Raw genomic sequence first — 12713 nt, forward strand, 5'->3', positions numbered from 1 at the left:
ACTTGTATGATCCTATTGCTCAAAAAACTCCATCGGTATTGGTATTTTATCAGCGTTCTACTTGTTTTTCTTCTGTTTTTCCCTTATATCTATTTTTTAGCACGGCGTCCCGAAAAAAACTATGCTAGAATCGCCCGTATGCGACGCTGGGTATCAGTTGGTGGTTCGGCCCTAGCTGGTGTATTTTTTAAGGTGAGCTATGAATCAAAAATAGATTGGAACCGTTCCATGGTATTGTGTCCCAATCATACTTCGGTCTTGGATATAACAGCCCTCACCTATTTGTGCCCAGCTCCTTTTTCATTTATCGGAAAAGCTTCATTGCTTAAAAATCCGGTTACACGTATTTTTTTCAAAACAATAGATATCCCGGTCACAAGAAGAAGTAAAGTCTCTTCTTTCAAGGCCTTCCAACGTGCCAATGAACTCGTCCGAAATGGCAGAAGTGTCGTTATCTTTCCAGAAGGAAAAATCGATGATGGTTTCCCTCCACAGATTCACGCATTTAAATCCGGAGCCTTTCGAATCGCTATTCAGAATGACGTTCCCACAGTACCCATTATCATAGAAAATGCCTGGGATATCTTTTTCGATGACGGCTCGAAAAGAGGATCTCGGCCGGGAATAGTTAAAATACATGTATTCAACCCGATAGAGACTAAAGATTTTAACGATGATAATGCATCAGAACTAGAAAAAGTTGTATATGACAAAATGCATTCCTATTGGATTATGAAGAATAAATCGTATTTTCATAACCTAGAGAACCTCCAAAAAATATGTCAGGAAAGATCTTAATCGAAATCAAGGATATTGCTAGAGAATACCAAATTGGTGCGGAAACAATTCATGCCTTAAGCTCCGTTACACTCAACATCCATAAAGGAGAATTTGTTGCCTTAATGGGGCCTTCAGGATCAGGCAAATCCACGTTAATGAACATTCTCGGTTGCTTGGATACACCAAGCCGAGGAGAATACATCCTCAATGGGATTAATGTGAGTGACATGACTGACGATGAACTCGCCGAAGTAAGGAACAAAGAAATTGGGTTTGTCTTTCAAACTTTTAACCTATTACCAAAGAATACAGCACTTGAAAATGTTGCACTTCCCCTAATTTACGCGGGCTATAATAAAGTTAAACGTGAGGAAAAAGCCACTGCAGCATTGGAAAGTGTCGGCTTAGGGCATCGTATGGATCATAGACCTAACGAACTCTCGGGAGGACAACGACAACGTGTTGCTGTTGCAAGAGCATTGATCAACGATCCTTCCATTATACTTGCCGATGAGCCAACAGGAAACCTTGACACCAAAACGTCCATTGAAATTATGGGCCTACTGGAAGAAATTCATTCCAAGGGCAATACCATTATTCTAGTGACACATGAAGAGGATATCGCATTACATGCACACCGTATTGTACGCATGCGAGATGGCTTGATCGAAAATGATTATCCAAACCCTGACATCAAATCAGTGTCACCAAGACTTGATGCGTTAAACGAAAAGGGGAGTGATTTTGAGAATATCTAAAAATATTATAACTCTAAAAATCAATAACTTACATTAATACAGCAAAAATAACACGTGATTTACTTGCTTAAGTTAAATTAAATCATAGTTTTGCGAAAATAGAGAACTTAAATTGTTTTTATATGTATTGGACATTAGAATTAGCTTCGCATCTAGAAGATGCACCATGGCCAGCAACAAAAGATGAATTAATCGATTACGCTATTCGTTCGGGTGCACCTGTTGAGGTGATTGAAAACTTACAATCTCTTGAGGACGATGGTGAGCCATATGAAAATATCGAAGAAATTTGGCCCGACTATCCAACAAAAGACGATTTCTTCTTCAATGAAGATGAATACTAAAAAATAAAAAACGCCTTTATTCAAAGGCGTTTTTTATTGAAGGCATCGCCCTCTTTTCGGAGACAACTCGATACGGATTATACCGATTAGCTCCCGAAGGTTTTTATTCCCTAGTTTTAATCTATTTTGATGAAGCTAAGTCTTACAGATATGAAGATAAAATTAAAGCTATTGTTGTTTATGTTTATTGGCTGTATAGTCAGCCAAAGCCTATTTGCTCAGGAACAACAAACTTCCAATGAATATATTGTTGTTTTAAAAAGGTTTGTTCAACGTTTACATGATCCGAATCTAGCTACTGATATTATGCTAAGTCAAGATCTAATAACATCAAAAAAACTGGATGAAGATTTACAGGAATACCTATTGGCAAGCATCGATGAAATCAGGATAAATGTACAGAGCAAGGATATCAACCAACTGGAATATCTTAGCTTTGCTCAAGCAGGAAGAAAAGAAACAAGTGATATCGATCTCGAAGGTATTGATCCACAACAAGTCTACTTTGTCAAATACCTCAAGCGTTTTGTATTTGCGGCAGTCATTCGTGAGAGAAAAATTGCTTCTTTTACATTAGTCTCTAAAGGTAATAATAAGGCCCATTTTGTATTCTATTAGTTTTCATCGCCCCTATTTTATCAGACGCCGGCTCTTAGAATCCTTAAATATCACGCTTAGTCTTACATAAATGCACGCTCATCAGGTTTTATTTTACAGTATATTTGTGAGCAATATTAAGCCAATGATGCTTTCTTAAAAATTTTTCAATAAAAACACTTGCATTTTATAATTCTATCAACCATATTTGTATTAATAAAAATAACAATGATAACAACTGTATCAAATAAAGCTTGGTGGTGGCACAACGAATAACGTTGTGGCAAACTCCTATTGCATTATTTGATTGATACGTCAAGATATGATGGGCTTGCCTAAATAAGGTAAGCCCTTTTTTTATTTAAATTACCATGAAAGAAATTTTAGCGCATTTATTTGAATACAAGACATTTTCTCGGCAAGAGGCCTACGAGATTCTAACCAACATTGCCATGGGCAAATATGACAGTCACCAAATTGCGGCATTTATGACGGCTTATGGTATGCGCAGTATTCGCGTTGAAGAGCTTGGAGGGTTTAGAGATGCGATGTATGATTTATGCCTCAAGCTGGATTTTAACGGTTATGATTTAATTGACCTTTGCGGTACAGGTGGGGATGGTAAAAATACCTTCAATATCTCGACAATAGCATCTTTTATCACAGCTGGGGCTGGTTACCATGTCGCAAAACACGGTAATATCGGGGTATCTTCGAGCTGTGGTTCATCCAATGTCATGGAATATTTAGGCTATCAATTCAGCAACGATAAGTCTGAACTACAACGCCAGCTAGATGAAGCCAATATCTGTTTTCTACATGCACCATTGTTTCACCCTGCCATGAAAACCGTTGCTCCGATACGTCGTGCATTGGGTGTTAAGACTTTCTTTAACATGCTGGGACCATTGACAAATCCTTCCAATCCTAGATTCCAGTCTGTTGGTGTATTTAGTTTAGAATTAGCAAGACTGTATGGTTACCTATACCAAAATACCAACAAACAATATTCCATTATTCATGCCTTGGACGGTTACGATGAGATATCCATGACCGGTGATTTTAAGGTAATCAACAACCAAGGAGAGAATTACTACAACATGGAAGAGCTTGGTTTTACCCCAGTCTCAGCTCAGGAGTTAACGGGAGGTGAAACTATAGCAGATGCCGCCCAGACATTCTTATCTATATTGAACAATCAGGGTACAGATGTGCAGAACAATGTTGTTTTGACCAATGCCGCATTTGCAATTAAGACCTTTAATCCCGAAAAATCTTTTGGCGACTGTTTTTATGAAGCTGAAAGTTCATTGATGGGAGGTAAAGCTTTGCGCAGTTTCCAAAAACTAATCAAAAAATAAAATGGCGATCAAAGTAAAAGTTTGTGGCATGAAATATCCCGACAATATAACCGCTGTAGCCTCCTTGGGCATCGATTATATGGGATTTATATTTTATGATCAATCCAAACGTTATGTTGGTCAAAGCTCCTCCTCATACATTAAGGAGCTTGACAGCCTAAGTAAGGTCGGAGTTTTCGTCAATGCCAGCCTTTCAGAAATTCTAGACAAAATAACTGAATTCCAACTAAATGCAATTCAACTGCATGGAAATGAATCTGCAGAATTCTGTCTTGAATTGAAAGAAAAATCAGCAATTACCCTCGTGAAAGCCTTCGGAATCGATCAAAACTTTGACTGGATACAGCTGAATCCTTACGCTAAAATTGTGGACTACTTTTTATTTGATACCAAAAGTAGTTCCTATGGTGGTACAGGAGTACAATTTGACTGGTCCCTATTGGACCAATACAAACTTACTACCCCCTATTTTCTCAGCGGCGGTTTAGATCCCGAAAATATCAAAACAGCGCTAGAAAGAAATGATCCACGGCTATATGCACTGGATTTAAATTCAAAATTTGAAGTAGAACCCGGCTTAAAAGATATTGAGCTATTAAGCCACAGTATAAATACTATTAAAAAATGAGTATATATCAAGTCAATGAAAAAGGATATTATGGTCCCTTTGGAGGAGCCTATATCCCTGAGATGCTCTATCCAAATGTGAAAGAGCTACGTGAAGAATATCTCAAAATTATTGAAGAAGAGAGCTTTCAGGAGGAATTTAACCAACTGCTCAGCGATTATGTCGGACGCCCTTCTCCATTATATCATGCCAAGCGTCTTTCTGAAAAATATGGAACTACGATTTACTTAAAACGGGAGGATCTTAACCATACCGGAGCGCATAAAATCAACAATACCATTGGCCAAATTCTATTAGCGGAACGCTTAGGTAAAAAGCGCATCATTGCGGAGACAGGCGCAGGACAACATGGCGTTGCCACAGCTACCGTTTGTGCGCTGAAAGGTATACAATGTGCAGTGTACATGGGCGAAGTTGATATTCAACGTCAAGCTCCAAATGTAGCACGGATGAAAATGATGGGTGCCGAAGTTATTCCTGCAACATCAGGCTCCAAAACGCTAAAGGATGCTACCAATGAAGCTTTGCGAGATTGGATCAACAATCCTGTCGACACCCATTATATCATTGGGTCTGTTGTGGGACCACACCCTTATCCCGATATGGTTGCTCGCTTTCAGTCTATTATTTCTGAAGAAACGAAAAAACAGCTCTTGACAAAAACAGGAAGAGAAAATCCAGATATAGTATTGGCTTGTGTCGGTGGAGGCTCCAATGCGGCAGGTATGTTCTATCATTACCTCGATGAAGAATCGGTTCAATTATATGCAGTAGAGGCAGCTGGCCACGGTGTTGATTCAGGCGAATCCGCTGCTACAACAGCATTAGGAAAAGAGGGCGTTTTACATGGAAGCCGATCTATACTGATGCAAACAGCGGATGGCCAGGTCATAGAACCTTACTCCATATCCGCAGGACTCGATTACCCCGGTATTGGCCCTCAACACGCTTGGTTATTCAAATCCGGTAGAGGGAACTATGTCAGTGTGACTGACGACGAAGCGATGCATGCAGGTCTTGAGCTTACCCGACTAGAAGGTATCATACCGGCTATTGAGAGTTCTCATGCCCTGGCTTATTTGGAAAAAATACCTTTTAAAGGTGATGAGACTGTTGTTGTCTGTCTTTCTGGACGTGGTGACAAGGATCTAGATAATTATATGAAATACTTTGATTTTTAAGGCATGAATACAATTGAAAAAAAAGAAGGTACTCCCCTTTTATCGATATATTTTACAGCTGGGTATCCAACATTGGACAGCACAATAAGTATTGCCCAGAAATTGGAAGAAGCTGGCGCGGACTTTTTGGAAATCGGTTTTCCTTATTCCGACCCAGTGGCAGACGGACCTGTCATTCAGCACAGTTCAGAAGTCTCTTTGGCAAATGGCATGACCGTAAAAAAGTTGTTCGATCAATTGATTGACCTCCGTAAACATGTTAGCATTCCCGTATTTTTGATGGGCTACTTTAATCCTGTGCTCCAATTTGGTGTTGAAAGATTCTGTGAAGAATGTAAAAATGTAGGCGTGAACGGTGTCATTATACCTGACCTACCCATGGATGAATACGAAGAACTTTACAAAGAGACGTTCGAGAAAAATGAGATTGCAAATATATTCATTGTAACACCGCAGACTTCTGAAGAACGAATCAGAAAAATAGACAGCCTTTCTAGGAGCTTTATTTATTTACTTTCTTCCAATGCAACGACGGGTAAAACACTTGATGTTGGAGACGATACAGCTGCTTACTTCAAGCGGATACATGATCTCCAATTAAAAAACCCATTGATCGTTGGTTTCGGTATCTCCGATAAACCTACCTTTCAAAAAGCAAGTAAGCATACGGCGGGTGCCATTATAGGTACAGCATTTGTCAAACGGCTAAAAGAACCGGATTATCTTACACAGATTCCAGCATTTATCGCGTCTATCAAAGCCTAATATGTAGGCTAGAAATTAGCAAAGCGTTAATTTTTTAATAAGAGTTCGGTCTAAAGTCTTTTTTCTTGGATCGAACTCTTATTTTTAAGACAGTTTTCGAAAATGTGTTTTTTCGAAGAGAAAGAACTTTGCAGCCTTGATCAACCAAGCAATAGGCAGCCAATCAAATCAATACTGATATAACCATGGATACTCGAAGAGATTTTTTAAAGAAAGCGGCTATGCTTGCTGGGGGAGCTTCTATCTCCCATGTTATTCCATCCGCTATTGCGAAAGCGATGGCTATTAATCCAGCATTGGGCAGCACGTTTTATGATGCCGAACACGTTGTTTTATTAATGCAGGAAAACCGTTCATTTGATCATGCCTTTGGAACACTGCGTGGTGTAAGAGGCTTCAATGATCCTAGAGCTATCCGTCAACCCAATCGGAATAAAGTCTGGTTTCAGACACAAAAATCCGGCGAAACATTTGCTCCCTTCCGATTGGATATCAAAGATTCAAAAGTCACCTGGATGGGTTGTCTCCCGCACAACTGGACCGATCAAACAGATGCTCGCAATAAAGGCAAGATGAACAAATGGTTGGATGTAAAACATTCCGGATTTAAAGAATTTTCGAATCTACCGTTGACTATGGGACATTATAGTCGCGAAGATATTCCATTTTACTATTCTCTCGCGGACTCTTTCACAATCTGTGACCAACACTTTTGTTCGAGCATCACCGGCACAAATCCGAATAGGCTTTATTTTTGGACAGCCAATATCCGGGAAAATCTTACAGGAAAGGCCTTAGTTTGGAATGGAGACTCCGAGTTTAGCGGGAAAGCAACATGGACAACTTTCCCCGAACGCCTTTCGGAACTAGGCGTAGACTGGAAAATCTATCAAAATGAAATTTCTTCGAGTAGCGCTGGCTATAGTGGTGAGGCAAACAGCTGGCTCGCCAATTTTGGTTGTAATCCGATGGAGTACTTCCCCCAATATCAAGTCAAATATCATCCACGCTATCGTCAGCTCCTGACATTAAAAAAAGAAGATCTCGAGCGCAAAATTAGCGAAACAACAGCTGCCGAAGCACTTGAAAATTTAAAGAAAAATCTCAAGCATATTCAAGAAGAATTACAGCTATATACAGCCGAGAACTTTGAAAAGCTCGATGAGCGGACAAAAGATATTCATCGCCGTGCTTTTGTTAACAACAGTGCACAACCCGATTATATGGAATTAGAAACAATGCATTATCAAGAAGGGGGGCAACAGCGCGAGTTACAGATCCCTAAAGGAGATGTCCTGTATCAATTCCGAAAAGATGTCGAGGAAGGTAAACTTCCAACCGTATCATGGCTGGCTCCACCGCAGCTTTTTTCTGACCATCCTGATTCCCCTTGGTTTGGCGCATGGTATGTTAGCGAAATCATGGACATTCTTACCCAAAATCCAGAAGTTTGGAAAAAAACAATTTTTATCCTTACATATGACGAGAACGACGGGTATTTTGACCACTTTGCACCCTTTACAGCTCCAAATCCGGATGATACAGAAAGCGGAAAAGTATCAGCGGGAATCAACCCTGGGTTAGAATATGTACGCCGTGATGAGCAATATTATCCTGAAAGCGGAAGAGAAAGCAATATCGGTCTTGGCTATCGTGTACCGATGATCATTGCTTCACCATGGACCAGAGGCGGTTGGGTCAATTCGCAAGTGTTTGACCATACCTCCAGTTTACAATTCCTAGAGAAGTTTATTAACCACAAAATCAAGAAAGATATAAAAGAAACCAACATCAGCAGTTGGCGGCGTACAGTTTGTGGAGATTTAACTTCGGCATTTAGGCCTTACCATGGCGAAACCATGAACAAACCTATTGTACTAGAACGGGAGCCTTTTATCCAAGAGATTCACCAAGCCAAGTTCAAAGGCCTTCCCATGGGCTTCAAAGCGCTCAGCGCAATGGAGATCAAACAAATAGAGCAAGACCCCAGCAGTTCACCCTATTTCCCAAAACAAGAAAAAGGGCTCCGGGATTCATGTATCCTTCCCTATGAACTTTATGTGCATGGCGAATATCAATCCGAAGGGGATTACTTGGTCACATTTGAAGCTTCAAATAAAATTTTTGGCAAACACGCTTCGGGTTCACCTTTTACAGTCTACCATGCTGCTAGCTACAAAGGAGAAGTTGGAACCTCAAGAAATTATGCTATTTCTCCTGGAGATCGTGTAACGGACCAATGGTCGCTAGACGCCTTCGACAAAAAAATGTACCACCTCGAAATCTATGGCCCAAATGGATTTTATCGAGCGTTTAAAGGTGACACAAACAACCCAGAGTTAAAGATCCGCTGTACCTATGAAAAAAGTAAAAATGAATCAGCGTTTACTGGGCGTTTATCTTTTTCATGTACAAACAAGGGGAAAACAACTCAGCAACTTGTTTTTGAGGATATCAGTTATGGAAAAGAAAAAAAGAGTCTGCAACTTAAAGGTGGACAATCCATTAGGATACATTTTGATTTGGCTAAGCAAAATTTTTGGTATGATTTCCGCCTCACCTGCACTGGTTTTCTAAACTTTGAGGAACAATATGCGGGTCGTATCGAGATTGGAAATGCGGGAAAAAGTGACCCTCTATTAAGCCGATAAACAAAACGAATGGGAGCATTTAAAAAATGTTCCCATTCTTATAATGTCTTCCTTATAACATCTTCCTGGAATAGGTAAATTTCAGGAATTAAATTACATATGCTGTTATCCGATAAAGTCCTCCGAAAAAGATCGAACACACTGTACTATTCCTGTATACGACGAACCAGATGATAGAATCCCTTGTACAATAGAATTGCCCCAACAATTAAAAAGATAGCTAACAAATACGAGCTGACCGGATTGATAAATAATAAATACATAACTCTGGTAATTTTTGGTTTTTCATTTGTTACTACAAGTTATAACATTTATCCAAAATATTACAAAAAAAAATTACATATTTTCTTTATTTTTGCTTCGATGAAGAAAATTGCACTATTTATTGGCTTATTTTTCTATTTGCTCGCAGCAAGTGGTGCCTCACTGCATCTTCATTTTTGCCAAGGGGAAACAAAAAGTGTATCATTATCGGAAAGCCATAATATGGCCTGCCCTCTTTGTGCCAAGTCTGCAAAAAAACAGCAGAACCACTGTCATGAAACAGGAAGCTGTAAAGATGTTAAGATCGAAGCACAAAAGGTTGATCACTTCAGCCGAGTAACACAAAATCTTGATTTTAACACTTTTTCTCCCGCAATAGTTACGCTTCATTGGATACTTAATTATTATCATTTCTCTGGGGAGGAGGACGATTTTTCTAAACTAAAGTATACCGATTTTGCGAGCGACAATAGACAGAACCCGCCTGTTTTTATTCTCAATCAAAATTTTAGAATTTAATATCACCTCTTTTCACCGAACACAGTTCATTTTCTTGAATTGACCGAGGTCCAGTATAGTTTTTATATTTCGTGAGAACGGCAGACCGTTATTCCCAGCATTGATCTTTCCGTAGCTTGTCACGGAACAAAAAACAGTGGATTTTAAATCATTCAGCAAAAATAGTAGAACTGAAAAAATAAATCCGTACCCCTTGAATGTGGTTGCGCGGTATCATGAAGGTAAAAATTAAATGCTAGTTGAAGCGAATACTCTTAATTAAAATGATGAATCAAATTTTCAAAAAAATATATACGACAACCATTCTATGCTTATTTTTTCTGGCATTTGTACAGGCACAGACCGACAGTACGAGGACTCTTACCGTGGCTGGAAATTGTGCCATGTGTAAAAAACGTATTGAAACTGCCGCAAAAATGCATGGCGTAGAAACGGCTGTTTGGAATGCGGGAGACAATTTATTGCAAATCAAATATAACCCCAAAAAAGTTCAACTGGAGGCAATCAAGAAAAATATTGCTCAAGTTGGTCATGATGTAGACAACTTGGTTGCCACTGATGAATCCTATGCTAAACTCCATGAATGTTGTATGTATCCGCGATTGGAAAATGGCAAAATACCCGAAAAGAAAATTGTAACAACCGATAACCATGACCATCCACATACAGTTACCGGTGTTGTAGTTGAAGAAAACGAAAAGGGGGATCTTAAACCCATTATTGGTGCCAATTTACACTGGGCCAACCTTCCAACAAAAAACACAAGGACAAACGAAAATGGTGTTTTTAAATTGGACCATAAAGAAGGGTTCAACAAATTAGTTGTAAGTTATGTAGGAATGAAACCTGACACCATCACGGTCAAAGATCTTCATGAAGTCATCATGATTACAGCAAAGGGAAATGTGTTGATGGAAGTCGAGGTTAAAGGAACACGACGCTCAAATTACATCGACCGTATGACACCTGCACGACTGGAAGTTCTTACAGGAAAAGAGTTATTCAAAGCGGCATGCTGTGATTTAAGCGAGAGCTTTGAAACCAATGCCTCCGTCGATGTCGTCAGTGCTGATGCTGTAACAGGCAGCAAACAGATTCAAATGCTAGGCCTTAGTGGTATTTATACCCAATTAACCGTTGAAAATTTACCCGGACCTCGTGGGCTCGCTTCTCCTTTAGGGTTAAATTCTATTGCAGGAACATGGATTGAATCAATTCAAATCGCGAAAGGTATCGGTTCCGTAGCCAACGGTTTCGAAAACATGGCCGGGCAGATCAACGTCGAATTGAAAAAACCTCAAAATTCAGAAAGATTGTTTTTTAATGCCTATGCTAACAACATGGGACGCACAGATGTCAACTTAAATCTTTCACAAAAAATTGGCCAGCATTGGTCCACTGCTGTTCTGTTGCACGACAATTTCATGTACAACAAATCCATGAACTTTAGTCACAACGGGTTTAGAGATGTGCCTGTTGGCAATCTATTCTCTGGTGTCAACCGTTGGTTTTATGAAAATGGAAAAGGACTTATGGTACAATTTGGGGTAAAATATCTCAATGACGACCGTACAGGCGGGCAGATTGATTTTAACGAAAAGACAGATAAGGGTACAACGAATCGCTATGGTTTGGGGTTTGATATTGAACGTGTAGAAGGTTTCGCTAAAATTGGTTATGTGTTCCCCGAAAATAAGCACCGCAGCATAGGTCTCCAGCTTGCAGGATCAAATTACAATCAAAAAAGCTATTTTGGACTCAATAACTACAATTCGGACCAACAAAATGGGTATGCTAACCTCTTATTTCAAGATATTATCGGCACAGTCGCTCATAAGTATCGCGTTGGTGCCTCCATTAATTATGACAATTACAATGAGTGGTATTTAAAAGATCAAAACTTCAAAAGGAAAGAAGTGGTTTCGGGAGCATTTGCAGAATATACCTATAGTCCATCAGAAAAATTTGATGCCATTCTTGGTCTCCGTCAAGACTACAATTCCCTATATGGTTGGTTTACAACACCACGCATCCATTTACGTTATGCACCGATTGCGGGAACAACGGTTCGAGCTAGCTCAGGAAGAGGTCAACGTACAGCAAATATATTTGCAGAGAATACGGCCGTCTTGGCAAGCAGTAGAAAATTGGTTATTCAATCGCCTAATATATACGATAAAGCTTATGGCCTACAACCTGAAGTCTCCTGGAATAGCGGAATAGCGATAGACCAAAGTATGCGGATCTTTGGACGTGAGGCTTCGGCATCCGTTGAATTTTTCCACAACAGCTTCTCTAACCAGGTCGTGGTCGATTACGAAAATCCCCGAGAGATCAATTTTTACAATTTGAATGGGAAGTCTTTCTCCAATAGCTTGCAAACAGAATTTCGCTTTATGCCAGCACCACATTTTGAAACGAGATTGGCCTATCGCTTACTTGATGTCCAAACTGATTTTGAAAGTGGCAGAAAGACCAAACCGCTATTGGCCAAACACCGTGGTTTTGTCAACCTAGCTTATAATCACCATTCTGGCTGGAGTGTAGACTATACGTTGAATGTTGTTGGACAAAAACGCATTCCGTCAACAGCAGAGAACCCCGTTGAATATCAAATGCCTACAGCATCAAAAGCTTATGCGACCATGAATGCGCAGATTAGCAAAACTTTTGGGAAAGAGAAAAACTTCACTGTATATGTGGGCGGAGAAAATCTGTCTAATTATTTCCAAAATATGCCAATACTTGCAGCGGATCAACCCTTTGGAAACTATTTTGATACTTCAATGCTTTGGGGACCATTAACAGGACGCATGTTCTACACTGGGGTTCGTTATTTCATCAAATAACAGCTCAGCTAAAAAA

At 39.7% G+C, this 12713-nt stretch carries 11 protein-coding genes; all 11 read left to right on the forward strand.

What is annotated here, in order from left to right:
• The first annotated feature begins 6 nt into the window (after positions 1–6).
• The 11 genes from HS960_RS16655 to HS960_RS16705 all read left to right on the forward strand — a co-directional run bounded on the left by HS960_RS16655 (position 7) and on the right by HS960_RS16705 (position 12697).
• The gene (locus tag HS960_RS16655; protein WP_088160278.1) at positions 7–798 is read left to right on the forward strand and encodes a lysophospholipid acyltransferase family protein; all 792 of its coding nucleotides are present in this window, start codon (positions 7–9) and stop codon (positions 796–798) included.
• Positions 780–1538: an ABC transporter ATP-binding protein gene (locus HS960_RS16660; RefSeq protein WP_182330092.1), complete on the forward strand. Its 759-nt coding sequence runs from the start codon at positions 780–782 to the stop codon at positions 1536–1538. Before HS960_RS16655 ends, HS960_RS16660 begins: the two co-directional genes overlap by 19 nt.
• A gap of 122 nt (positions 1539–1660) precedes the next feature.
• Entirely contained in the window at positions 1661–1882 is a 222-nt protein-coding gene (locus tag HS960_RS16665) for a DUF2795 domain-containing protein (RefSeq protein WP_028072584.1), read from the forward strand.
• A gap of 150 nt (positions 1883–2032) precedes the next feature.
• On the forward strand, positions 2033–2500 hold the full coding sequence (locus tag HS960_RS16670) for a hypothetical protein (protein WP_182330094.1): 468 nt from the start codon (positions 2033–2035) through the stop codon (positions 2498–2500).
• Positions 2501–2850: 350 nt separating this feature from the next.
• Positions 2851–3840: an anthranilate phosphoribosyltransferase gene (trpD, locus tag HS960_RS16675; RefSeq protein ID WP_153846004.1), complete on the forward strand. Its 990-nt coding sequence runs from the start codon at positions 2851–2853 to the stop codon at positions 3838–3840.
• Between the two features lies 1 nt (position 3841).
• Positions 3842–4468, forward strand: a complete 627-nt coding sequence (locus HS960_RS16680; RefSeq protein WP_182330096.1) for a phosphoribosylanthranilate isomerase — start codon at positions 3842–3844, stop codon at positions 4466–4468.
• Positions 4465–5649: a tryptophan synthase subunit beta gene (gene trpB, locus HS960_RS16685; protein ID WP_153846006.1), complete on the forward strand. Its 1185-nt coding sequence runs from the start codon at positions 4465–4467 to the stop codon at positions 5647–5649. The genes HS960_RS16680 and trpB overlap by 4 nt, the downstream gene beginning before the upstream one ends.
• A 3-nt stretch (positions 5650–5652) precedes the next feature.
• A complete protein-coding gene (gene trpA, locus HS960_RS16690; protein WP_153846007.1) occupies positions 5653–6414 on the forward strand; it encodes a tryptophan synthase subunit alpha in 762 nt (253 codons plus the stop codon).
• Between the two features lie 185 nt (positions 6415–6599).
• The gene (locus HS960_RS16695; RefSeq protein ID WP_182330098.1) at positions 6600–9065 is read left to right on the forward strand and encodes a phosphocholine-specific phospholipase C; all 2466 of its coding nucleotides are present in this window, start codon (positions 6600–6602) and stop codon (positions 9063–9065) included.
• A 363-nt stretch (positions 9066–9428) separates the two neighbouring features.
• Positions 9429–9848, forward strand: coding sequence for an HYC_CC_PP family protein (locus HS960_RS16700; protein ID WP_182330101.1), 420 nt, complete (start codon positions 9429–9431; stop codon positions 9846–9848).
• 263 nt (positions 9849–10111) lie between these two features.
• Entirely contained in the window at positions 10112–12697 is a 2586-nt protein-coding gene (locus tag HS960_RS16705) for a TonB-dependent receptor domain-containing protein (RefSeq protein ID WP_153846010.1), read from the forward strand.
• Positions 12698–12713: the final 16 nt, after the last annotated feature.

The organism is Sphingobacterium paramultivorum (genome assembly GCF_014109745.1).
In the GTDB taxonomy this organism is placed as follows: Bacteria; Bacteroidota; Bacteroidia; order Sphingobacteriales; family Sphingobacteriaceae; genus Sphingobacterium; species Sphingobacterium paramultivorum.